The sequence below is a fragment of the Mycobacterium sp. NGS67 genome, assembly GCF_059812185.1.
The window spans coordinates 16,509-39,129 of record NZ_JCALCF010000026.1 but is presented as its reverse complement, the minus strand read 5'-3'; the positions used below and the strand labels follow the sequence as shown (position 1 = coordinate 39,129).

At 69.6% G+C, this 22,621-nt stretch carries 17 protein-coding genes and 2 pseudogenes; 7 read left to right on the top strand and 12 right to left on the bottom strand.

What is annotated here, in order from left to right; all coding sequences use genetic code 11:
- Window positions 1-25: 25 nt before the first annotated feature.
- A complete protein-coding gene (locus AC5Y4D_RS21080; RefSeq protein WP_499992976.1) occupies window positions 26-1,411 on the top strand; it encodes a zinc-dependent metalloprotease in 1,386 nt (461 codons plus the stop codon).
- A 38-nt stretch (window positions 1,412-1,449) separates the two neighbouring features.
- Here AC5Y4D_RS21080 and AC5Y4D_RS21075 read toward each other — a convergent pair.
- Window positions 1,450-2,951 (bottom strand): annotated as a pseudogene (locus AC5Y4D_RS21075) (PE family protein).
- Window positions 2,952-3,170: 219 nt separating this feature from the next.
- Here AC5Y4D_RS21075 and AC5Y4D_RS21070 point away from each other — a divergent pair.
- Window positions 3,171-4,001 (top strand): TOMM precursor leader peptide-binding protein, encoded by an 831-nt coding sequence (locus AC5Y4D_RS21070; RefSeq protein ID WP_499946170.1) that lies wholly within the window; start codon window positions 3,171-3,173, stop codon window positions 3,999-4,001.
- Here AC5Y4D_RS21070 and AC5Y4D_RS21065 read toward each other — a convergent pair.
- On the bottom strand, window positions 3,998-4,171 hold the full coding sequence (locus AC5Y4D_RS21065) for a hypothetical protein (protein ID WP_499992978.1): 174 nt from the start codon (window positions 4,169-4,171) through the stop codon (window positions 3,998-4,000). The genes AC5Y4D_RS21070 and AC5Y4D_RS21065 overlap by 4 nt on opposite strands.
- 88 nt (window positions 4,172-4,259) lie before the next feature.
- On the opposite strand from AC5Y4D_RS21065, the gene AC5Y4D_RS21060 reads away from it, so the two are divergent.
- Window positions 4,260-5,603: a macrolide-binding ATPase MABP-1 gene (locus tag AC5Y4D_RS21060; RefSeq protein WP_499946172.1), complete on the top strand. Its 1,344-nt coding sequence runs from the start codon at window positions 4,260-4,262 to the stop codon at window positions 5,601-5,603.
- 56 nt (window positions 5,604-5,659) lie between these two features.
- Here AC5Y4D_RS21060 and AC5Y4D_RS21055 read toward each other — a convergent pair whose 3' ends face one another.
- From AC5Y4D_RS21055 to AC5Y4D_RS21045, 3 genes and pseudogenes are all read right to left on the bottom strand, one after another.
- The gene (locus tag AC5Y4D_RS21055; protein ID WP_499946173.1) at window positions 5,660-5,923 is read right to left on the bottom strand and encodes a WhiB family transcriptional regulator; all 264 of its coding nucleotides are present in this window, start codon (window positions 5,921-5,923) and stop codon (window positions 5,660-5,662) included.
- Window positions 5,899-6,212 (bottom strand): annotated as a pseudogene (locus AC5Y4D_RS21050) (hypothetical protein). Before AC5Y4D_RS21050 ends, AC5Y4D_RS21055 begins: the two are co-directional and overlap by 25 nt.
- 100 nt (window positions 6,213-6,312) lie before the next feature.
- The gene (locus tag AC5Y4D_RS21045; RefSeq protein ID WP_500038135.1) at window positions 6,313-8,415 is read right to left on the bottom strand and encodes an ATP-dependent DNA helicase UvrD2; all 2,103 of its coding nucleotides are present in this window, start codon (window positions 8,413-8,415) and stop codon (window positions 6,313-6,315) included.
- 103 nt (window positions 8,416-8,518) lie between these two features.
- Between AC5Y4D_RS21045 and mrx1 the strand changes: the two genes are divergently transcribed.
- Window positions 8,519-8,761, top strand: a complete 243-nt coding sequence (gene mrx1 / locus AC5Y4D_RS21040) for a mycoredoxin Mrx1 (protein WP_499946175.1) — start codon at window positions 8,519-8,521, stop codon at window positions 8,759-8,761.
- A 77-nt stretch (window positions 8,762-8,838) separates the two neighbouring features.
- Entirely contained in the window at window positions 8,839-9,477 is a 639-nt protein-coding gene (locus tag AC5Y4D_RS21035) for a sensor domain-containing protein (protein WP_500038161.1), read from the top strand.
- Here AC5Y4D_RS21035 and nudC read toward each other — a convergent pair.
- Genes nudC through AC5Y4D_RS21015 form a run of 4 tightly spaced genes read right to left on the bottom strand, consistent with a single transcriptional unit; the run spans window position 9,470 to window position 17,843 of the window.
- Window positions 9,470-10,396 carry an NAD(+) diphosphatase gene (gene nudC, locus AC5Y4D_RS21030; RefSeq protein ID WP_500038134.1) on the bottom strand — a complete coding sequence of 309 codons (927 nt, stop codon included), beginning with the start codon at window positions 10,394-10,396 and terminating at the stop codon, window positions 9,470-9,472. The genes AC5Y4D_RS21035 and nudC overlap by 8 nt on opposite strands.
- Window positions 10,396-11,463: a potassium channel family protein gene (locus AC5Y4D_RS21025; RefSeq protein WP_499946178.1), complete on the bottom strand. Its 1,068-nt coding sequence runs from the start codon at window positions 11,461-11,463 to the stop codon at window positions 10,396-10,398. The genes nudC and AC5Y4D_RS21025 overlap by 1 nt, the downstream gene beginning before the upstream one ends.
- Before the next feature lie 18 nt (window positions 11,464-11,481).
- Window positions 11,482-14,760 (bottom strand): ATP-dependent helicase, encoded by a 3,279-nt coding sequence (locus AC5Y4D_RS21020; RefSeq protein ID WP_500038133.1) that lies wholly within the window; start codon window positions 14,758-14,760, stop codon window positions 11,482-11,484.
- Entirely contained in the window at window positions 14,757-17,843 is a 3,087-nt protein-coding gene (locus AC5Y4D_RS21015) for an ATP-dependent helicase (RefSeq protein WP_500038132.1), read from the bottom strand. Before AC5Y4D_RS21015 ends, AC5Y4D_RS21020 begins: the two co-directional genes overlap by 4 nt.
- A 51-nt stretch (window positions 17,844-17,894) precedes the next feature.
- Between AC5Y4D_RS21015 and AC5Y4D_RS21010 the strand changes: the two genes are divergently transcribed.
- Window positions 17,895-18,680 carry an alpha/beta fold hydrolase gene (locus AC5Y4D_RS21010; RefSeq protein WP_500038131.1) on the top strand — a complete coding sequence of 262 codons (786 nt, stop codon included), beginning with the start codon at window positions 17,895-17,897 and terminating at the stop codon, window positions 18,678-18,680.
- Window positions 18,681-18,682: 2 nt separating this feature from the next.
- Entirely contained in the window at window positions 18,683-18,991 is a 309-nt protein-coding gene (locus AC5Y4D_RS21005) for an MGMT family protein (RefSeq protein WP_500038130.1), read from the top strand.
- Here AC5Y4D_RS21005 and AC5Y4D_RS21000 read toward each other — a convergent pair.
- The 3 genes from AC5Y4D_RS21000 to AC5Y4D_RS20990 form a co-directional block, all read right to left on the bottom strand.
- Window positions 18,988-19,842, bottom strand: a complete 855-nt coding sequence (locus AC5Y4D_RS21000) for a TIGR02569 family protein (protein WP_500038129.1) — start codon at window positions 19,840-19,842, stop codon at window positions 18,988-18,990. The two genes, AC5Y4D_RS21005 and AC5Y4D_RS21000, sit on opposite strands and share 4 nt — an antisense overlap.
- A 385-nt stretch (window positions 19,843-20,227) precedes the next feature.
- On the bottom strand, window positions 20,228-21,394 hold the full coding sequence (moeZ, locus tag AC5Y4D_RS20995) for an adenylyltransferase/sulfurtransferase MoeZ (RefSeq protein WP_500038128.1): 1,167 nt from the start codon (window positions 21,392-21,394) through the stop codon (window positions 20,228-20,230).
- Window positions 21,395-21,537: 143 nt separating this feature from the next.
- Window positions 21,538-22,563: a DUF3152 domain-containing protein gene (locus AC5Y4D_RS20990; RefSeq protein WP_499946185.1), complete on the bottom strand. Its 1,026-nt coding sequence runs from the start codon at window positions 22,561-22,563 to the stop codon at window positions 21,538-21,540.
- Window positions 22,564-22,621: the final 58 nt, after the last annotated feature.

Below are 22,621 nucleotides of genomic sequence, written 5' to 3'. Positions count from 1 at the left end.
CCACACCGCGCTTTCCGATTCCCCGGTGGGTACCGTTGACGTCATGGCTGACCTGCCCTTCGGCTTCTCCGCTGGAGACGACCCCGACCGTGAGAAGCGCGGGAAGAACGATCCCGACTCCGGACCGGGCGCGAACCCGTTCGGTTTCGGCGGCGACTTCGACATGGCCAACCTCGGGCAGTTGTTCACCCGTCTCGGTGAGATGTTCGGTGGTGTCGGCAGCGCGATGACGTCGGGCACGGCCGGACCCGGCGCCGGCCCGGTGAACTACGACCTGGCCCGCCAGGTCGCGTCCAGTTCGATCGGGTTCGTCGCGCCGATCCCGGCCACCACGAACTCGGCGATCTCCGACGCCGTGCATCTGGCCGAGACCTGGCTGAACGGTGCCACGGCGCTGCCGGCCGGGACGACGAGGGCCACCGGCTGGAGTCCCACCGACTGGGTCGACAACACCCTGAAGACCTGGAAGCGGCTGTGCGATCCGATGGCGCAGCAGATCTCGTCGGTCTGGGTGTCCTCACTGCCCGAGGAAGCCAAAGGCATGGCGGGTCCGTTGCTGCAGATGATGTCGCAGATGGGTGGCATCGCGTTCGGGTCGCAGCTGGGTCAGGCGCTGGGCCGGCTGTCCAAAGAAGTACTGACGTCGACCGACATCGGGCTGCCGCTGGGACCGCAGGGAGTGGCCGCGATCCTGCCGGACGCCGTGGAATCCTTCGCTTCCGGGCTCGAGCAGCCGCGCAGCGAGATCATGACGTTCCTGGCCACCCGCGAGGCCGCCCATCACCGCCTGTTCAGCCATGTTCCCTGGTTGTCCAGTCAGCTGCTGGGCGCCGTCGAGGCATACGCGCAAGGCATGCAGATCGACATGAGCGGGATCGAGGAACTGGCCAGGGACTTCAACCCGGCGTCGCTGGCCGACCCCGCCGCCATGGAACAACTGCTGAGTCAGGGCGTCTTCGAGCCCAAGGCGACACCGGCGCAGACCCAGGCTCTGGAGCGGCTGGAGACCCTGCTGGCGCTGATCGAGGGCTGGGTGCAGACGGTGGTGACCGCGGCCGTGGGCGACCGACTGCCCGGTGAAGCGGCGCTCAGCGAGACGCTGCGCCGGCGTCGGGCCAGCGGCGGTCCCGCCGAGCAGACCTTCGCCACCCTGGTCGGGCTCGAGTTGCGGCCCCGCAAGCTGCGCGAGGCGGGGGCGCTGTGGCAACGCTTGACGGAGGCGGCCGGGATGGACGCGCGCGACGCGGTCTGGCAACACCCGGACCTGTTGCCCAGCGCCGACGACCTCGACGACCCGGCGGCGTTCATCGACGGGGTGATCGGTGGCGACACCAGCGGCATCGACGAAGCGATCGCGAAGCTGGACCGCGAGATCCGCGAGACCGACGATCCCGGCGCTGTGGATAACTGAGCGTGGCAGGTGCCCAGACGCGGCACCGTGATCCGGTACTAAGACCCGCCGTCACCGCCCCTGCCTCCCTGACCGAGGGTGCCGACGCCGACGGCCTGACCGTTGCCGCCGCCACCGCCCCCGCCGTAGGCGCCGGCGGTGCCACCCTGACCACCTGCGGCGGAACCGCCGCCTTGGGCGAAGATGGCACCGGGGCTGCCGGGCTGGCCGGCGGTGCCGCCGACGCCGCCCGCGATGCCTCCGCCCCCGCCCCCACCGCCGACGCCGCCGGCGAAGCCGTGGACGCTCGTGACGACTCCGGAGGCGCCCCCACCGCCCAGGCCGCCGCCTGTGCCCAGGCCGCCCCGGCCACTGGCGCCGAAGGACGCAATCTGACCAGATGACGCAGCGCCGCCACCGCCGCCGCCACCACCGGGACCACCTGTGGTTCCGGCCGGGCCGCCGCCCTGGCCCCCGCCGCCACCGTAGGAATAGTCGAAGCCGGCGGGCCCGGACCCGTTGGTGTTGGCAAACGACCCGGCTTGACCGCCGGTGCCCCCGGTGCCGCCGGTACCGCCGTGGCCGCCGCCAGTGCTGATGCCGCCCTGGCCGCCGCCTCCGCCACCACCGCCGGAGGCCCCGGCGGCGGTGCCCTGGGTGATGAGCTCGACTCGTCCACCGGCGCCGCCGGTGCCGCCGTCGCCGCCGTTGTAACCGGCGCCGCCCTGGCCGCCGGAGCCGCCGTAGCCGCCGGTGCCGCTGACGACGCCATTGCCATTGAAGTCGACCGCGCCGCCGGAGCCGCCAGTGCCGCCGGAGCCGCCGTCGCCGTCATGGCCGCCGATGAATCTGGCCAACCCCTGAGCTTGGCCGCCGGATCCGCCGGAGCCGCCGGGGCCGCCTTGCCGGCGGTGCCGCCGGTGGTGATTGCCCCGCCCGTCCCACCCACGCCACCGGTACCGCCGGTGCCGCCGTTGCCGAACAACATGCCGCCGTTGCCACCGGTTCCCCCGGTTCCGGCCAGACCACCGGCGACACCGGGCATGCCACTAATGCCGGCGCCGCCGGCCCCACCTTGGCCGCCGTTGCCGAACAACCAGGCGTTACCGCCTTTGCCACCGGGCTGCCCAGGCCGCCCCGATCCGCCGTCGCCGCCGTCGCCCCACAGCAGCCCGCCCGGACCCCCGTTCTGCCCGGTTCCCGGCGCACCATTGGCGCCCTTGCCGATCAGCGGGGTCCCCAGCAACAAGTTTGTGGGCGCATTGATCACTCCCAGCACTTGTTGTCCGAGCACATCCAACGGCGCGGCGTTGGCCGCCTCTGCCAGCGAATAGGCGCCCCCGGCGGCGCTCAGGGCCTGTACGAACTGGTTGTGAAACGTCGCCGCCCGAGCACTGAGCGCCTGAAAGTCTTGTGCGTGGCCGGAAAAGAGCCTCGCGATCGCCACCGAAATTTCGTCAGCCCCGGCAGCCAGCACTTGTGTCGTCGAGGTTGTCGCCGTCACGCGGGCTGCGCCGAGGATCGACTCGATGCGGCCCAACTCCGCTGCCGCCGCCGCCATCGTCTCTGGTAACGCGATCACAAAAGACACGTTTGTACACCTCCGAGCAAACCTTTGACTGTCACTTGGCCGGTGGTCTCGGCCCGTCAGGTAGGTGCAACGTAAGCGAGGTGCCCGCAGGGAACTTGAGTAGTCAACTACCTAATTTCTGCTGTGGTCGCTTACCGCTGTGGATAGCTGAATACGGCGCTACGGCCAGGCGTGGCAGCGTGACACGTCATGAGCCGGCCCGGCGCTTGCCTGTATTCGCTGAATCCGGCGATGCCAGTGTTGATGCGGCCAGACGGTGTGGTGCAGGTGGGCTGGGATCCGCGGCGCGCGGTGCTGGTGCGGCCCACGGCGGGTCTGACCGCGACGGGGTTGGCCGCGGTGCTGCGGTCCATGCGCTCACCGGTGCCGATGATCGAACTGCAGCGTCAAGCCGGCGGAGCGGACCTGACCGACCTGGTCACCCAGCTGGTCAGCCATGGTGTCGCGACGAGCCGGCCCCGCAAGGCCGCCGGTCGAGCGGCGTCGATCCGAGTGCACGGACGGGGGCCGCTGTCGGATCTGCTGGTGCCGGCGCTGCGCAGCTCGGGCGCGCGCATCGGGCACAGCAGCCAACCCCACGCGACGATGTCCACCACCACCGTCGACCTGGTGGTGCTCGCCGACTACCTGGTGGCCGATCCGCGCATCGTGCGTGACCTGCACACCTCGGGCGTCCCGCACCTGCCGGTCCGGGTGCGCGACGGCACCGGGCTGGTCGGACCGCTCGTCATCCCCGGCGTCACCAGCTGCCTGAGCTGCGCCGATCTGCACCGTCGCGACCGGGACGCGGCGTGGCCGGCGATCGCCGCGCAGCTACGCGACACCGTCGGGGTGGCCGACCGGGCCACCCTGCTGGCGACCGCGGCGCTGGCGCTGAGCCAGGTCAACCAGGTGATAGCCGCCGTGCGCGGCCAGCAAGCCGCCGCGCCGTCGGCGCTGAACGCCACGTTGGAGTTCGACCTGAACGCCAGCGCGATCGTGGCCCGCCAGTGGACGCGCCATCCGCTGTGCTCGTGTTAACCCAGTCGGCCCTGCTCGGGGACGTTCGTGCAGACCGACGCATACGCCCGGGACAACGTGTCCAGCACGTCCTCGGTCAGGGTGCGCTCGTTGCGGTGCTTGTCCAGGGTCTCGATGATCGCCCGGAACAGGGCCTCGGCGGTGTCGTGCTGGGTTTGCTTGGCTGACATGGGACGCTCCACTCCTTGGCGCAGTGACTACATAGGTCTGTGCTGGCGGGGACGATGCGCAATCAATGCAACGAATGCCCTGAGCGTCATGGATGATAGTTACGTGTCAGAAATCAAGCGTGGCCGCGCGGCCCGCAATGCGAAGCTCGCCAGCCTGCCGGTCGGCATGGCCGGCCGGGCGGCTCTGGGCTTCGGAAAGCGGCTAACCGGAAAGTCGAAGGACGAAGTCAACGCCGAGCTGATGGAGAAGGCCGCCAACCAGCTGTTCACCGTCCTGGGCGAACTCAAGGGCGGCGCGATGAAGGTCGGTCAGGCGCTGTCGGTGATGGAAGCCGCCATCCCCGAGCAGTTCGGTGAGCCGTATCGCGACGCTCTGACCAAGCTGCAAAAGGACGCCCCACCGCTGCCCGCGGCCAAGGTGCACCGGGTGCTCGACGCCCAACTGGGCACCAAGTGGCGCGACCGGTTCAGTTCGTTCAACGACACCCCGGTGGCCTCCGCCAGCATCGGTCAGGTGCACAAGGCCGTCTGGGCCGACGGGCGCGAGGTCGCCGTCAAGATCCAATACCCGGGCGCCGACGAGGCGCTGCGGGCGGACTTGAAGACCATGCAGCGGCTGGTCGGTGTGTTCAAGCAACTCGCGCCGGGCGCCGACGTCCAAGGCGTGGTCGACGAATTGATCGAACGCACCGAGATGGAGCTGGACTACCGGTTGGAAGCCGATAATCAGCGTGCATTCGCCAAGGCTTACGAGGACCACCCGCATTTCGCGGTGCCGCACGTGGTGGCCAGCGCACCCAAAGTGGTGATCCAGGAGTGGATCGACGGCCTGCACATGGCCGAGATCATCCGCAACGGAACGCGCGAACAACGCGACCTGATCGGCATCCGGCTGCTGGAGCTCACCTTCGACGCGCCGCGCCGGCTGGAGATGCTGCACGGCGACGCGCACCCCGGAAACTTCATGCTGCTGCCCGACGGGCGGTTGGGCGTCATCGACTTCGGTGCCGTGGCGCCGCTGCCGGGGGGTTACCCGATCGAACTCGGGATGACGATCCGGCTGGCCCGGGACAAGAACTACGACCTGTTGTTGCCGACCATGGAGAAGGTCGGGTTCATCCAGCCCGGTCAGGATGTGTCGGTTCGCGACATCGACGAGATGCTGCGCCAGTATGTCGAGCCCATCCAGGTGGAGGTGTTCCACTACAACCGAAAGTGGTTGCAGCGGATGACGGTGAGCCAGTTCGACCGGTCGGTTGCGCAGATCAAGACGGCGCGGCAGATGGACCTGCCGCCCAAGCTGGCGATCCCGATGCGGGTGATCGCCTCGGTCGCCGCGATCCTGTGCCAGCTGGACGCGCGGGTTCCGATCAAGGCGCTGTCGGAGGAACTGATTCCCGGCTTCAACGAGCCGGACACCGTAATGGTCTGAGTCACGGGTGACGCCACCGCGAAATCTGTGAAATCGCGGCGGCGTCACACGTTCGGCTACGCGGCTTGCTTGCGCGGGCGTCCGCGGGGACGCTTGCGGCTGACGATCGAGCCTCGCTCGAAGATCTCACCGCCCCACACACCCCACGGTTCGGCCCGGTCGAGCGCGGCGGTCAGGCACTGCCGCCGGACGGGACAGTCCGTGCACAGCGTCTTGGCACGCTCGAGGTCGGCCGGGGTTTCGGCGAACCACAGGTCGGGATCGCCGGCATGACATGGCAGGGCCGGCCGCGTCTTTATTGGGACCGTCGATGCCGACATGTCCTCTTCACCTGCTTCCTGGTCGGTTGGCTGTCTAAATCGGCGATCCGGACCAGGTCGGGAAGTGTTTCCCAAAAGCTATGGCCACGGATCCTGGTGACGTCGGGTCCGTGGCCATTTGGCGAAACTGGGCTCTACTTTGCTATGCGAGGCCCCAATCCACGGACGCGTCAGTCGCGGCGGCGACACGGTGCTTACCCGCGGCCGCCGACGCGGCGGCATGTGCGGTGCTCGGTACACGGGTAGCCGCGCCTACGCCGAACGCATTTACGTCGATCGTGTTGAACATCGCGGGCCACCCTCCTTTCATGTCGCCTGAGCGCCAATACCGAGATTCGAGGGTAATGCGTCGCGGCCCGTCGCCACAAACGATTTTCTGACCTGCGGTTTCATGCTTGCCGCATCATTTCGAGCAAGTCGGGCCCATACTGGGCCAGCTTGGTGGCGCCGATGCCGGGAATCGCGATCAGGGCGTCGTCGTCGGCGGGCCGCATCTCGGCGATCGCGACCAGGGTGTTGTCACTGAACACCATGAACGGGGCGATCTTGTGTTCCTTGGCCTGCTCGGTTCGCCACGCCTTGAGTTTGAGCAGCAGCTCCTCGTCGACGTCGCCGGCGCAGGTGGTGCAGCGCCGCAGCATGATGGCCGCCGGTGTGGTCAGGTCCTTGTTGCAGATCCGGCAGCGCGACGGGCCGCGGTTACGGCGCTTGGTTGGCGCCGGGTCGGCGCGCGAGTGGGGCGCGACGCCGTTGAGGAACCGCGACGGCTTGCGGCTCTGCCGTCCGCCCTGGGCCCGCGCCAACGCCCAGCTGAGCGTCAAATGGACTCTGGCCCTGGTGATTCCGACATAGAGCAGGCGGCGTTCCTCTTCGACCGGCTCGCTGTCGGGGCCGTGCGCCAGCGCGTGCGAGATGGGCAGCGTCCCATCGGCCAACCCGACCAGGAACACCGCGTCCCATTCCAGGCCCTTGGCCGCGTGCAGCGAAGCCAGCGTGACGCCCTGCACCACCGGCGGGTGGCGGGCATCTGCCCGGGTCCGCAGCTCGGCCACCAGGCCGGGCAACTGCAGATCGGGACGCTGCGCGACCTCGTCGTCGACCAGTTCGGCCAGCGCCGCCAGCGCCTCCCAACGCTCGCGTGCCCGGGTGCCGGTCGGCTCCTGGGCCGTCAGACCCAGCGGTTCCAGGATCTCGCGGACCACCTCGGGCAGCGGAGCTTCGGCCATCTCGGACCCGCGCTGCGCGGCTCGTTGCAGGGCCAGCAGCGCCTGCTTGATTTCCTGACGGTTGAAGAATCCCTCCCCGCCGCGGACCTGGTAGGCGATGCCGGCTTCGGTCAGCGCTTCCTCATAGGCCTCGGATTGGGCGTTGACCCGGTACAGAATCGCGATTTCGGATGGCGCCGTGCCGGATTCGATGAGCCGCGCGATCGACGACGCGACCGCGGCGGCCTCGTTGGCCTCGTCCGGGTGCTCCCGGAAGGACGGCACCGGCCCCGGCGCGCGCTGGCCGACCAGTTGCAGTTTGCTGCCCGCCACCCGGCCCCGGGCGGCGGCGATCACCTGGTTGGCCAGGGACACGACCTGCGGGGTGGACCGGTAGTCGCGTTCCAGCCGCACCACGGTGGCATCCGGGAAGCGCCGGGAGAAGTCGAGCAGGAACCGCGGCGAGGCTCCGGTGAACGAGTAGATGGTCTGGTTGGCGTCGCCGACGACGGTGAGGTCGTCCCGGTCACCCAGCCAGGCGCAGAGCACCCGCTGCTGCAGCGGCGTGACGTCCTGATATTCGTCGACGACGAAGCAGCGGTAGCGATCCCGGAACTCGCCGGCCACGGCGGGATCGTTTTCGATGGCCGCGGCGGTGTGCAGCAGCAGGTCGTCGAAGTCGAGCAGGGTGACGTCCTCGTCGCGGACCTTGAGCGCCTCGTAGGCGGTGTAGACGGCCGCGACCTTCTCGACGTCAAGCGGGGTGTCGCGGCCGGCGGCTGCCACAACGCCGGCGTAGTCCTCGGGGCCGATCAACGACGCCTTGGCCCACTCGATCTCGCCGGCGAGGTCGCGCACGTCGTCGGTGCCGACGTTGAGGCGGCACCGGCTGGCCGCGCGGGCGACGACGGCGAACTTGGTGTCCAGCAGCTCCCAACGGGTGTTGCCGACCACCCGCGGCCAGAAGTAGCGCAGCTGGCGATGCGCGGCGGCGTGGAAGGTCAGTGCCTGCACCGAGCCGACGCCCGCGCCGACCTGAGCGGCGGCGTCCAACGAGCGCAACCGCGAGCGCATCTCCCCTGCGGCGCGCTGGGTGAAGGTCACCGCCAGCACCTGCCCCGCGGCGACGTGACCGCTGGCGACGAGCTGGGCAATGCGGTGGGTGATGGTGCGGGTCTTACCGGTTCCGGCGCCGGCCAGCACGCACACCGGACCGCGCGGCGCCAGCACGGCTTCGCGCTGCTCGTCGTCCAGGTCCGCGATCAAGGGGTCGGCTACTACCGGCATGGCGTCCATCTTGGCTTCGATCATGGCAGGGCCGGCAGACAAAAGCGGTTCGCGGCGGGGGCCGCGCCCGGAATGGTTCATCGCCCGGTTACGTTAACGAGTCATGACCAACGCTGCGCTCACTGTCTACTCGACCACCTGGTGTGGCTACTGCTTCCGGCTCAAGACCGCGCTCAAGGCCCAGGGCATCGCCTACGACGAGGTGGATATCGAGCGCGACGCTGCGGCAGCGGAGTTCGTGAGCTCCGTCAACGGTGGCAACCGCACGGTGCCGACGGTCAAGTTCGCCGACGGGTCGACGCTGACCAACCCCAGCGTTGCCGAGGTCAAGGCAAAGCTGGGCTAGGCCACAAGCTGGACACGGCCGGTTGTCCGCGTAATTGGTGCCCCGGCCCGGGCCTGTCGGACCTTACGATGAGCACCATGGCATTGGCGCTGGTCGGGCGGGCGACCTTGGTCGTTTGCTGCGTGGTCTCCGCGCTGACGGGATGCTCGCAGCACAGCACATCAGCGGCGCCGAGGCCTACCGCGACCGGAGCGGACGCGTTGATCGTCAGCGTCGAAGAGGTGCGGCGTATCGCCAATTACGAAGAACTCAACGCCCATGCCCACAACGACCTGCGACACCCGCCGGTCGGTGACGTCAGCGCGCCGGGGCCGTGCCGGGCCGCGGGGACCAGCGACCTCACCTTCGCCGGCGGCTGGACGGAATTCCGCAGCGCCGGCTACAGCGGGGTCACCGACGACATCGACCCGGGTGGGCTGGCGCTGGTCGACTCGGTGAGTCAGGCCGTCGCGATCTACCCCGACGAGCATGCCGCGCGCGGCGCGCTCGATCAGCTCGAAGCCTCGCTGAACGCCTGCGTCGCCCTGCACGACCCCAAGTACGACTTCACGCTGGACAAGCCGACGCCGTTGTCATTGCGGATCACCGACAACGGCTGGAGTCACCAGTACCGGGCCAAGAATTCGGTGTTGATGTCGGTGGGGGTCCTGGGAATCGAACCCGCCGAGCGGATCGCGTCCACGATCATGGACGAGATCGCCGACCGCGTCAGGTAGCGGCCCAGGATTCGATGATCACCCGGGCGATCGAAATCGACCCGGGCAGAAGCAGTTTCGAGTCCGTCGAGCTCGTCCAGTCGCCGGCCTCGAGTGCGGCACGCACCTCGTCGCGGGTGAACCAGGCCGCCTCGGCGATCTCGCCGTCGTTGAACGAGAACTCCTCGTCCGGATCACCCAGCGCGTGGAACCCGACCATCAGGGAACGCGGAAACGGCCAGGGCTGGCTGCCAAGATAACGGACGTCGCGGACGGTCAGACCGATCTCCTCGCGGATCTCACGCGCGACGCACACCTCGAACGACTCGCCGGCCTCGACGAAACCGGCCAGCAGCGAGAACATCCGTTGTGGCCAGACCGCCTGGCGGGCCAACACGGCCCGGTCGCCGCCGTCGTGCACCAAGCAGATCACCGCGGGGTCGACCCGCGGGAACTCCTCGTGCCCGGTGAGCGGGTTCACCCGCGACCAGCCGGCGCGGGCGGGTTTGGTCGGAGTGCCGTCGACAGAGCTGAACCGGGCACTGTCATGCCAGTTCAGCAACGCCAACGCGGCCGACACCAACTGGCTGCTGGTGTCGTCGATGATGCGGCCCAGACGGCGCAGATCAAGCACCTCTACTTCGCCGGACCCGTCGTCGGGGGGTTCCAGCGCGGCACGGATCGCCCAGACGTGGCGGCCGCCTTCGATCCGGCCCAGGAACACCGCGTCGGCTGGCGGCCTGTCGCCCAGCGCCGCGGCAGGTCCGAGCACGACCTGGCCGTTGGCCGCCAGCACCTGATTGCGTGCGTCGACGCGAAGCAGCGCCGCTTGCGCCCATCCGGCGATCGCGGCGTCGACGTCGGTGCGCAGCTGGTCGGCCCGGTCGGCGCCGACCCGAGACAGTAGCGGGACTTCGCGCAGTCGGAAATCCAGCGACATCAGTGCCCCGCGTGACGGACGTAGAGCAGGCGGTCGCCGCCCTCGATCGCGTCCACTTCGGGTGCGTCGATGCGCAACAGTTGCCCGTCGCGAACCACGCCCAGCACGATGTCGCGCAAGTGCCGCGGCGACCCGCCGACTTCGGCCTGCTCCACCTCGCGCTCGGCGATCGCCAGACCCGCGTCGGGAGTCAGCAGGTCCTCGATCATCTGCACGACGCTGGGCGTGGTGGTGGCCAGGCCGAGCAGCCGGCCGGCGGTCTCGGAGGAGACCACCACCGAGTCAGCGCCGGACTGCTGCAGCAGATGCTGGTTCTCGGCCTCACGGATGGACGCGACGATCTTGGCCTTCGGGGACAGCTCCCGCGCGGTCAGCGTCACCAGCACGGCGGTGTCGTCGCGGCTGGTGGCCACGACGATCGAGGCCGCATGCTGGGCACCGGCCAAGCGCAGCACGTCGGACTTGGTGGCGTCGCCGTGCACGGTGACCAGGCCGGCGGATGCGGCGCGGTCCAGAGCGGTGCGGTCGGTGTCGACGACGACGATCTCGCCGGGGGCCACCTCGTCACCGAGCATCGCGGCGATCGCGGTCTTGCCCTTGGTCCCGTAGCCGATGACGATGGTGTGGTTGCGCACTCTGCTCCTCCAACGCTGGATTTTCAGTGCCTGCCGCGACGTTTCGGTGACGACCTCGAGTGTGGTACCGACCAACAAGATCAGGAACGCGATGCGCAGCGGCGTGATGATCAGGACGTTCGCCGCGCGCGCGAACTCTGAGATCGGGGTGATGTCGCCGTAGCCGGTCGTGGACAGCGTCACTGCCGAGTAGTACAGGCAGTCCAGGAAGGTCAGACGGTCGCCTTGGGAGTCGTGGTATCCGTCCCGGTCGAGGTAGACGGTGACGGCACCGAGCAGCAGCGCCGCCAGCGCAATCGCGATGCGGCGGGAGATGATGCGCACCGGGCTGGCCTGTCCCTGCGGGATACGCAGGACGCCGACGAGCGCGTAACTGGGCTGGGCGGTCAATCTCTCGTCGAGACGTCTCAGCCGCCAGCTGCCTTTCGCCACGGAGTCATGTAACCACGATCAGGCGGGACGGGGGCGACTGGAGTCGGTCAGCAGTACGGCCAGTTCGTCGGCGCCGGGCAGCACGTCGGGGACCACGGTGGTGCCGCTGCGCACGTAGTGGAAGGCGGTGCGCACCGAGGATTCCGGGCAACCGTGCAGGGCAGCCCACGCCAACCGGTAGACCGCCAGCTGGATCGCTGCCTGCCGCTTGGCTTCCGGCCCCCGCGGCGGCTCACCGGTTTTCCAGTCCACGACGGTGGTGCCGCCGTCGTCGTCGGCGAACACCGCGTCGATGCGGCCGCGCACGACGATGCCGGCGATCGGCATCTCGAACGGCACCTCGACCGCGATCGGCGCGCGGGCCGCCCACGGCGAAGCGGCGAACTTGTCCTGCAGCGCGGCCAGTTCCGCCGAGTCGCCGACGTCCGAGTCGGCCGCGCCCGGCAGATCGCCGAGGTCGAACAGCAGCTCGGCGCCGTAGAATCGCTGCACCCAGGCGTGAAAAGCGTTGCCCAGCAACGCGTGCGGATCGGGTCGCGAAGGCAGCCGGTGGATCAACCGCACCGCGGCGCCCTCGGGGTCACGCGCGAGTTCCACCAGTCCGCTGACCGACACCTGGCCCGGCAGGGCGTGCTCGACTGCCTGCGTTGCGCGTGCCCGTTCGGCCAGCAACGCGTCGACGTCGGCGACCCAGCCTTCGACGTCGGCCGGCTCGGCCTCGGGGGGCTCGACCTCGCCGGGCTCGACCGACGTCGCCGCGGCCACCAAAGCCGCCCCGCGTTCGGTGTCCCCACGCCGTCCGGACAGCGGATCGACCGGCCAGATAGCCTCGACAACGTTGTCCCGCAACGGGTTTAGCTCGCCGTCGGCGGGTGCGGGCGCCCAGTGGTCCACCACTCCGCAGGGTTGACCCGCCTGCGCCGAGGCATCGATGACGGCCTTGAGTTCAGCCAGGAACTCCGAGGGGCCGCGCGGCTTGAGGCCGGTAGCTCCCCAGTGGTGACCGGACACCAATAGCGTGTCCTCAGCTCTGGTGACAGCGACGTACAACAGTCGGCGCTCCTCGTCGATGCGTCGCCGATCGAGTTCTTGGCGGTGCTCGAAGATGATGTCCGACAACTGTTTCCGGTTCGTGACGTTCGACGTGTCCAGCACCGGCACGCCCAGGGCGCCGGGTTGGGCGCGATCTCCGCGCAGCAGCGGCGGCAGTTCCCCGGGGTCGCTCAGCCAGCTGCTGCGCGACGCGGTCGACGGGAAGATCCCGCCCGAGAGGTGCGCCACGGCCACCACTTGCCATTCCAGACCCTTGGCGGCGTGCACGGAAAGTATCTGGACCCGGTCGCGGGCCACCACCGGTTGGGCGGCGGCCAGGCCGTTCTCGACCTGCGTTGCCGCATCGAGGTAGGCCAGCAGGCCGGTCACCGAGGCACCGGAGTCACCGGCGCGCTCGGCGTAGCCTGCGACCTCGTCGGCGAACGCGTCCAGGTGCTCGGTGCCCGACCACTCCCCCGCGGCCTTGGCACGGACCTCGCAGTCGAGGCCCAACACGCGACGGACCTCGGCGACCAGATCAGGCAGCGAATATCCCAGATGGCCGCGCAGCGCGGTCAGCTCGCCGGCGAGGGCGTTGACGCGCTGGTATCCGGCGGCGGAGTAGCCCTCGGCGGGGCCGGGATCGCAGATGGCATCGGCCAGGCAGGGGGTGTCGGCGTCCGGGCCGCACGATTTCGCGATCGCCTCGGCCGTGGCCGGTTGCGCCGTCGACGGCGAGCCGTTCAAGTCTTGCGCGCGCCGCCACAGTGCGGCGATGTCGCGGCCGCCGAGCCGCCAGCGCGGACCGGACAGCACCCGCATGGCCGCGGCACCGGCCGTCGGGTCGGCGACCAACCGCAGCATCGCCACCAGGTCGGCGACCTCCGGGACCGCGAGCAGCCCGGCCAGGCCGACGACCTCGACCGGAATCCCGCGCAGCCGCAACGCGTCCGCGATGGGTGCGGCGTCGGCGTTGCGGCGCACCAGCACCGCCGCGGTGGGTGGGGCGGCGTCATCCTCGCGGGCCTGCCGGTAGCGGTGCTGCAGCTGGTCGGCGATCCAGTCGCGTTCGGCCTGTACGTCGGGCAGCAATGCGCAACGCACTGTTCCGGGTGGGGCGTCCGGGCGGGGACGCAGTGGGCGCACCGCAACCGAACGGCGCCTCGCCTCGGCCGAGATCGCGTTGGCCAGGTGCAGCGTGGTGGGCGGGTTGCGCCAGCTGGTGCGCAATTCCAGGGTCGGTGCGGGCGATCCGTCGGCCAGCGGGAAGTCGGTGGTGAACCGGGGCAGGTTGGTCGCCGAGGCGCCACGCCATCCGTAGATCGACTGGATCGGGTCGCCGACCGCGGTCAAGGCCAAACCGTCGTCGCGCCCGCCGCCGAACAGCGACGACAGCGCAACACGCTGCGAGTACCCGGTGTCCTGGTATTCGTCTAGCAGTACCACCCGGTAGCGGCTCCGTAGGTCTTCGCCGACCTGTGGAAACTGCGCGGCGAGCCGGGCCGCGGAAGCCATCTGCATCCCGAAGTCCATCGCCTTTTCGGCCCGCAAGCGTTCCTGCAGCGCGTCCAGCAGCGGTACCAGTTCGGCGCGGGCGGTCTGGGTGGCCAGCATGCGCAGCAACTGTTGGTTGGGTCCGCTTTCGCGTTGCCGCGGACCGGCCGGCAGCGTGTGCACCAGCCGTTCCAGCTCGACGTGGGTATCGCGGAGTTGGTCGGTGTCGACGAGGTGTTCGGCGAGCTGGCCTGATAACCGCAGCACCAACGAGGTGACGGCGGCCGGGGTTTTGTCGGTGCGCAGTTCGCCGCGGTATCCGGTGACGACGTCGAATGCCAGCTGCCACAGCTCGGTCTGGGTGAGCAGCCGGGTGTCGGGCTCGACGGGCAGCAGCAGGCCGTAGTCGCGCAGCAACGAGCCTGCGAACGCGTGATAGGTGCTGACCGCGGGTGCGCCCGCCGGTTCGGCCACCCCGCCCGGGCTGAGGTCGAGGCTCGACAGCCGGGCCAGGCGGGTCCGGACCCGGCGCAGCAATTGGCCCGCGGCCTTGCGGGTGAAGGTCAGCCCGAGCACCTGGCCGGGTTCGGCGTAGCCGTTGGCGATCAACCACACCACCCGGGCGGCCATGGTCTCGGTCTTGCCGGCGCCGGCTCCGGCGATCACCACCAGCGGACCCGGGGGTGCGGCGATCACCGCGGCCTGTTCCTCGGTCGGCGGGAAAATGCCCAGCGCAGTTGCCAATTCGGCGGGACTGTAGCGCGGCTTCATTGTGCCGGCCCGTCGGCGTGGGCCGGGCACGACGGCCGGATCGGGCAGTGTGCGCAGCCGTCGTTGCGGCGGGCGACGAACTGCGGGCCGGCGGTCGCCTCGGCTGCCCGGCGGACCAGGTCGCGCCAGTGCTCGCGGGCCTGTGCGGTCAGCGGATCCTGTTCGCGCTGAGTTGCCCCCGCGGCTCCGGTCTTGCCGGGATAGACGAGCCGGGCACCGCCGGGCTCGGCACCGGCGGGCATCATGCCCTCGGCGACGGCCAGCTGATACATCGCCAGCTGGGCGTGCTGCTGAGCGTCGTCCTTGGTGACCGGCGTTTTGCCGGTCTTGACGTCGACGATGACCAACCGACCGGCGGCGTCGCGCTCGAGACGGTCGATGCGGCCGCGCAGCCGGACCTGTCGTCCGTCCCCGCTGGATGCTTCGAGCGTCCCGTCGACCGCGACCTCGACGCCTACCTCGGTCAGCTCACCGCGGGTCTGCGCACGCCACTCGACGAAGGCCTGGATCATGGCGCGGTGCCGGTCCAGCTCGTTGGCCGAGTGCCAGTCGGCGTCGAACGGCAGGTGCTGCCACACCCTGTCCAGCGCGGCCAGCAGTTGCGTTTCGGTGCGGTGCGGTTCGGCGATCAGCGCGTGCAGCATCGAGCCGACCGTGGAGCGCAACTCGCGGGGGTTGGTCCCGCCGTGCCGTTCGACCAGCCAGCGCAGCGGACAGTCGTTGAGGGTCTGCAGGGTCGAGGGCGTCAACGTCACCACATCCCCGGCGCCGCACAGCGGTGCTGCGGTACTGGTCGGGACCAACCCGTGCCAGCTCGACGGATCCGCGCCCGGCACACCGGCCTTGGCCAGCCGCGCCAATTGTGTTGCCGCACAAGCACGGGTGGCTTCATCGACCGCGCCGTCCGCCGCGCATACCACGGCCCGCAGCCGACCGACCACCGCCGCGGTCGACAACACCCGGGGTGTCGAGACAGGCTGCGCCGCAGCACTTTCATCGTCAGCGAATTGGGCGATCTCGGCGAAGAACGGCGACGGCAGTGCGGCGTCGTGGCCGTCGGCGTCGCTGTCGACCGCCGTCACCACCAGCCGGGTCCGCGCGCGGCCCATCGCGGCCACCAGCAACCGGCGTTCCTCGGCCAACAGCGGCGCCCGAACGGAAGCGTCGTCGCTGATCCCGTCGAGTTGATCCAGCAGCCGTTGGGTGGCCAGCACGCCACCACGCGGAATCGTGTTGGGCCACAACCCGTCCTGCAATCCGGCAATGACCACCAGGTCCCATTCGTGTCCCAGGGCGGCATGCGCACTGAGCACCCGGACCTGCTCGGCCGGCGACGCCGCATCGCGGTTGGGCCGTGGCAGCTGCCACGCTGTCACGTGTTCAATGAGTCCGGGCAGTGACGCACCGGCCGTGCTGGACACGTAGCCGTCGGTGAGATCGAACAACGCGGTCACGGTTTCGAGGTCCCGCGCGGCCTGGACGGCCGCCGGACCGCCGCGTTCGATAGCGGTCAACCAGCGTCGTTGCAGACCCGACCGGTGCCATGCTGCCCACAGCGTGTAGCGCGGATCCAGCCCGGCGCGATGGGACCGTGCTGCCGCCGCCAGCACGGCACGCAGCCGTCGCAGCGCGCCGGCCTGCGGACCGGACACCGGCTGGTCAGAGGTGAGTGTCTGCACCAACCGTTCGGTGAACGTGCCGGGGTGGTCTCGTCGCAATGTCCTGCGTAGCTGCCGCAGCGACACCGGATCGACGCGACCGATAGGCCCGGTGACCAGCGCCAGGGCCTGGTCGCCGTCGAGTCCGTCAGCGGTGGCGGCCAGGACGGTGAGCAGCGCACGCACCGCGGGTTCCTCAGCCGGCGACCCACCCGCCGCCGGTATCGCTACCGGAACACCGGCGGCGGCCAGGGCTCGCGGCAGGCGCGCACCGGCGCGAGGCACCGACCTGACGATCACGGCCATCTGCGACCACGGCACGCCGTCGACGAGGTGAGCGCGGCGCAGGGTGTCGGCGATCAGCGCGGTCTCGGCGTGTGCCGAGGCGGCCCGGCGCACCGTCACCGAGCCGTCGTCGGTTCCGGTGCCCTCGATCCGCCGGCCGGCACCGGCACCGGGCAACCGCATCGCGATCCCGCTCACCGCGCGGGCCACGGCGGGCGCGCAGCGATGCGACACCGTCAGCGTCACCGATGCGCCGTCGTCATCGAGCAGCAGGGCGGGCTCGCCACCGCGGAATCCGAACACGGCCTGATTCGGGTCGCCGGCGATCAGCGCGACCTCGGCGCCGACCGCCAGTGCGCGCACCAGACGCGCCGCCTGCGGGTCGAGTTGTTGTGCGTCGTCGACCAAAAGCACACGGAGACGGGCACGTTCGGCGGCCAGCAGGTCGGGATCCACGGCAAAGGCCTCCAGAGCCGCGCCGACGAGTTCGGCGGCACTCAGTGCCGGTGCGGTGGCCTGCGGGGCCGCGGTGCCCACGGCCGCACGCAACAGCATCACCTGCTCGTACTGCTTGGCGAACCGGCCGGCCGCGACCCACTCCGGCCGACCGATGCGGCGGCCCAGCCGTTCGAGCTGGTAGGGGTCCACACCGCGTTCGGCGCAGCGCGCCAACAGGTTTCGCAGTTCGGTGGCGAAACCGGCGGTGGTCAGCGCGGGCAGCAGGTGAGCGGGCCACGATGCGCCGTCTTCGAGATCGCCGGCCAGCAGTTCCCGGATGATGGCGTCCTGCTCGGCGCTGGTCAGCAATCGGGGCGGGGCGTCGCCGGCGCGTTCAGCGGCCCGCCGCAACACCGCGTAGGCATAGCTGTGCACGGTGCGCACCAAGGGTTCGCGCACCACCGGACGACCGGGGCTCGAGCGCAGCAACGCCTCCGTCAGCGCGCTGCGTTCGCGTGTTCCGAGCCGACCCGAACCGGTAAGCAACAGAATGGATTCCGGCTCGGCACCACCAGCCAGCCGGGTGATCGCCGCCTCGACCAGCAGACGGCTCTTTCCCGTTCCCGGGCCGCCCAGGACACGCACCAGGCCTCCCAACCCCGGCTGCAGAACCTGCTGCGCCGCGCCCCAGCTGTGTGTCATGTCAGGGATGCAACCACGAGGGTCTGACAAGTCGCCTGGCATCATCGACGCGTGACCGCCGACCTGCACATACACCGCTTCGGACCGCCCGGCCCGATCAAGCTGCTGGCGCTGCACGGGCTGACCGGCCACGGCCGGCGGTGGCAACACTTCACCGACTACATACCCGAAATCGCCACCGCGGCGCCCGATCTGATCGGCCACGGCAGGTCGTCGTGGGCGGCGCCCTGGACCATCGACGCCAACGTCGCGGCGTTGAGCGCGTTGCTGGATGCCGGGGCGGACGGTCCGGTGCAGGTGGTCGGCCATTCCTTCGGCGCCGCGGTGGCGCTGCATCTGGCCGCGGCCCGCCCCGATCTGGTGGCCGCATTGTTGCTGCTCGACCCCGCGATCGGGTTGGACGGTCAATGGATGGCAGAGATCGCCGAGGCCATGCTGTCGTCGCCGTACTACCCGGACCGCGCGGAGGCCTTCGCAGAGAAGTCGACCGGGTCGTGGGCAGATGTGGACCCGGCGGTGCTCGCAGCCGACCTCGACGAGCACCTGGTGCAGATGCCGAATGGACAGTACGGCTGGCGCATGAGCCTTCCGGCGATCACTTCGTACTGGAGCGAGCTCGCGCGGGAAATCGTCGTGCCGCCCCAGGGCATATCGACGACGTTGGTGCGAGCCACGTGGACGTCACCGCCCTACGTCAGCGACCGGCTGATCACGGAACTGCGGGATCAGTTGGGTGACGACTTCCAGTTGCTTGACTACGAATGCGATCACATGGTGCCGCACGCCAAACCCGACGACGTGGCGACGCTGGTGCGCAATATGTTGAAGTCGCGGTAGCCGTGGCGCAGATCACCGACGAACAGGTCGAGCGCGTTCGCGCGCTGGTCGCGGCCATACCCGCGGGCCGGGTCGCCACTTACGGCGACATCGCCTCTGTCGCAGGGCTTTCCAGTCCACGCATCGTCGGCTGGATCATGCGCACCGATTCCGCGGACCTGCCCTGGCACCGGGTGATCACCGCGTCCGGCCGCCCCGCTGCGCATCTGACCGCCCGGCAGTTGGAGCTGTTGCGCGCAGAGGGCGTGCTGTCGGTGGACGGCCGGATCGCGCTGAGTCACGTCCGCTACGAGTTCGGCTCCGAGGACTAGAGATTGAGCCGGACCAGTGCCGCGGTGCGGGCCAGTCCGGGAAACGCCTCCGCGGTGGAACGTGGATGCAGCGCGTGCACGGCGAGGCGAAATATCAAGGCGCGCAACAACATCTGTGGCCACTCGGGTAGCGCATTCCAGCGCTCGATGAGACCGTCGTCAGCCTCTCCCCACGACAACGCATCGACGACCACCACCCCGGCAGCCCATGAGGCGGGGCGCCAGTACGGCGTGATGTCGGTGATGCCCGGCGGTGCGGTGCCGGCGAAAAGCACTGTGCCGTACAGGTCGCCGTGCACCAGCTGGTTGGGACTGCGGGTCGGCTTGCGCAGCGTCGCGAGTTCGTTGATCAGTTCGACCGATCGTTCGGCGTCGGCGGACGGCGGCGCGGTCCGCGCTCCCGGCGGGACCGACTGCAGCGGGCGCTCCTCCCACGCGGCGCGGTCCGCGGCGATGAAGACGTCGACGTCGGCCCAGGGCGCGGTGGGGCCCTGAGTCAGGAATCGGGGACGCTCCAGCTTGCCGGTGGCCTCGTGCAGCCGGACCGCCGCCGAGACCACCTCGTCGTGCCGGGCCTCCGGGGTCCCGGCGACGAATGTGTCTGCCCGCCAGCCGGAAACCACGTAGCGGCCGTCGGTCGACCGCACCGGGCGGGCCAGGCGCACGCCGTCGACGAACAACGTCTCCCGCACCCGCGCCGACCAGGCGGCACGCGCGTTGTCGGCGACCATCGACAAGACGACCTCACCGCAGCGCCAGCCGTTCTCCCACGCGGCGCCCAGGGCAGCGGGCTGCACACCGGTCAAGCCGAACGCCGCCAGCACGTGCTCCGGCGGTGGCTCGACACTCACGGGAGTCAGCCTATCTGGGTGGCGATGCGCGTCGGCACGACGCGCTGGGGAGCCGGACTTTCGGTTCCCATATCGGGCGAATGCGCCCGGCGATCAGCACGCGGCTTGCGGGGTCCCACCCAACAATTTGTCCAGCTCATGAGCTCGTGGCCAGCCGCCGTATTTCAGCGGGTGCGGCCCGAGTCGTTGCAGGCGTTGTGCATCGCGCTGGATCCACAACGCTGCACCTCGCCTTTGACAGCTGAGCAGCGCTGATATCAGCCTGGCTGGCCCGGCTTGCCGAGCGCGCCAGACAGCCCTGCTGGGCGCCTTGGCCAGCGGCACCGCCGACGCCGCAGCTCAATACCCGGATTTTGCAGCCGACCCGACGGCACCGCGGGCAGGCTCAGTACATGACCATGTCGGGCTGAATTTGCTTGGCCCAGGCCATGATTCCGCCCCGCAGATGCACCGCGTCAGAGAAACCGGCTTGCTGCACCGCCGCCAGCGCCTGGGCCGAACGCACGCCGCTCTTGCAGTACAGCACCGCTTTGCCGGCTCGGGGCAGCCGCGTCAACCCGTCCCCCGACGTGATCGTCGACAGCGGGACCAGCTTGGCGCCGTCGATGTGCACGATGTCCCACTCGGCTTGCTCGCGGACGTCGATCAGGGCCACATCTGTGCCGGAATCCATCAGCCGGCGCAACTCCTGCGGAGTAATCGTGGAATCGGCCGGGTCCGAGGGCACCGCCCCGCAGAAGTACTCGTAGTCGACGAGCTCGGTGATCCTGGGGGTGGCGGGGTCCTTGCGGATCCGAATCGTGCGGTAGCTCATTTCCAGTGCGTCGTAGATCATCAGCCGGCCCAGCAGCGTTTCCCCGAGCCCGGTGATCAGCTTGATCGCTTCCGTGCCCATCACCGAGGCGATCGAGGCGCAGATGACGCCGAGCACACCGCCTTCGGCACACGAGGGCACCAGCCCGGGTGGCGGCGGTTCGGGGTACAGGTCGCGGTAGTTCAGGCCGCGGCCGTCGGGTGCGTCCTCCCAGAACACCGAGACCTGACCTTCGAACCGGAAGATCGATCCCCAGACGTAGGGCTTGCCGGCCAGCACCGCTGCGTCGTTGACCAGGTATCTGGTCGCGAAATTGTCGGTTCCGTCCAGGATCAGGTCGTACTCACCGAACAACTCGACCGCGTTGTCGGGCCCGAGCCGGAACTCGTGCAGGCGCACGTCGACCAGCGGGTTGATCGCCGCGATCGAGTCTCGGGCCGACTGTGCTTTGGGCCGCCCGACGTCGGCGACGCCGTGAATGATCTGGCGCTGCAGGTTGGACTCGTCGACGACATCGAAGTCGACGATCCCGATGGTGCCGACACCCGCGGCGGCCAGGTACAGCAATGTCGGTGCGCCCAGCCCACCCGCGCCGATCACCAGCACCCGCGCGTTCTTGAGCCGCTTCTGCCCGTCCGGTCCCATCTCGGGAATGACGAGGTGACGGCTGTAGCGGGCCACTTCGTCGCGGGTGAGCGCGGTCGCGGGCGCGACCAGAGGCGGCAGCGATGGTGTCACAAAGACGAGGTTAGGCGATCCAGCACACCCGCGAGCGCACCCGCGAGCACACCCGCCAACGCACCCGCCAGCGCACCCGCGAACAGACGCAAAAGCCCCCGTTTCGGCACGAAACTGGGGGCTTTTGCGTCTGTTCGCGCTACTTAGGCGATCGGGAACGGCCAGGGGTTGAACCGGCAGGTCTTGCCGTCGGCCTTGACCTGATCGGGGTCGAATTTCGCCCCGTCGTTGTTGGCGGTGGAGAACGTCTGCTGCATCATCACCGGGGCAAGCCCACCCTGCTGGTCACAGGGCTCGTGGCGCACATAGCCGATGGCGTGGCCGACTTCGTGGTTCACCACGTATTGCCGGTAGGAACCCACGTCGCCCTCGAACGGCACCGCGCCGCGCACCCACCTCGCTTCGTTGATGAACACCCGCGACTCGCGGTCCGAGCCGAAGGACGGGTTATAGCAGGAGGTTTCCAGCGGGAATTCGTAGCCGCATCCCACCCGAACCGTCATCGGCGAGACCAGCGAGATCCGGAAGTCGGGCTTGCCGCTGTCGACCCGGACGAAAGCCAGTTGCGGATTGTGCGTCCAGCCCTTCGGATTGTTCAGCGTCAGGTCGACCATCTGGGCGAAAGCGTCGTCGCCGCCGTACATCGTGGGGTCCAGGCCGTTCTCGACCTCGACGGTGTAGCGGAACACCTTGGCGGTGCCTTGCCCGACCTGCGGGGTGGTACCGGGGACCACGCGCCACGTCTTGTCCCCGGCCGGGGTGAACGGACCGCCCTCGGGCAGGATGCCGGTGGGCAGGTTGGCGTCGAACGCAGACAGTCCGCGTGGCGGCGTGTCCAGGATCGAGGTGCCGACCGCACCGATCGTCGGCGGGTCTTTGTGGATCGAACTCGCCGCCGGCTTGGGTGTGTTGGTGCCCGTCACCGTCTGGTAGGCCACCACCACGGTGAGCACCGTCAGAAACGGCAAGGCGTACGCGCGCCAGCCGTAGGTCGATACGAACCGTCCGAGCCAGGATTGTTTGCGCCATTGGCGCGGGCGGTCGCGGTCGGCACGGACCCGTCCCGCGTTCTGCCCGAGCGGGTCGCGCTGAGCCCGCAGCGGCTCCCGCCACTCGTCGCGCAGCACCGGCGCACGACCAGTCGGCCGGGCAGGTGGCGGGGACGTCATTTCCCCAGGATTGCACAGCGACGGGCGCCGTCCCGTCCTGGCGCGCCCGAAAACGGGC

Coding starts and splice junctions, on each gene's coding strand:
- AC5Y4D_RS21070 (WP_499946170.1), top strand. CDS start 3,171: ATGAGCCGGCCCGGCGCTTGCCTGTATTCGCTGAATCCGGCGATGCCA.
- AC5Y4D_RS21065 (WP_499992978.1), bottom strand. CDS start 4,171: ATGTCAGCCAAGCAAACCCAGCACGACACCGCCGAGGCCCTGTTCCGG.
- AC5Y4D_RS21060 (WP_499946172.1), top strand. CDS start 4,260: ATGGATGATAGTTACGTGTCAGAAATCAAGCGTGGCCGCGCGGCCCGC.
- AC5Y4D_RS21055 (WP_499946173.1), bottom strand. CDS start 5,923: ATGTCGGCATCGACGGTCCCAATAAAGACGCGGCCGGCCCTGCCATGT.
- AC5Y4D_RS21045 (WP_500038135.1), bottom strand. CDS start 8,415: ATGCCGGTAGTAGCCGACCCCTTGATCGCGGACCTGGACGACGAGCAG.
- mrx1 (WP_499946175.1), top strand. CDS start 8,519: ATGACCAACGCTGCGCTCACTGTCTACTCGACCACCTGGTGTGGCTAC.
- AC5Y4D_RS21035 (WP_500038161.1), top strand. CDS start 8,839: ATGGCATTGGCGCTGGTCGGGCGGGCGACCTTGGTCGTTTGCTGCGTG.
- nudC (WP_500038134.1), bottom strand. CDS start 10,396: ATGTCGCTGGATTTCCGACTGCGCGAAGTCCCGCTACTGTCTCGGGTC.
- AC5Y4D_RS21020 (WP_500038133.1), bottom strand. CDS start 14,760: ATGAAGCCGCGCTACAGTCCCGCCGAATTGGCAACTGCGCTGGGCATT.
- AC5Y4D_RS21015 (WP_500038132.1), bottom strand. CDS start 17,843: ATGACACACAGCTGGGGCGCGGCGCAGCAGGTTCTGCAGCCGGGGTTG.
- AC5Y4D_RS20990 (WP_499946185.1), bottom strand. CDS start 22,563: ATGACGTCCCCGCCACCTGCCCGGCCGACTGGTCGTGCGCCGGTGCTG.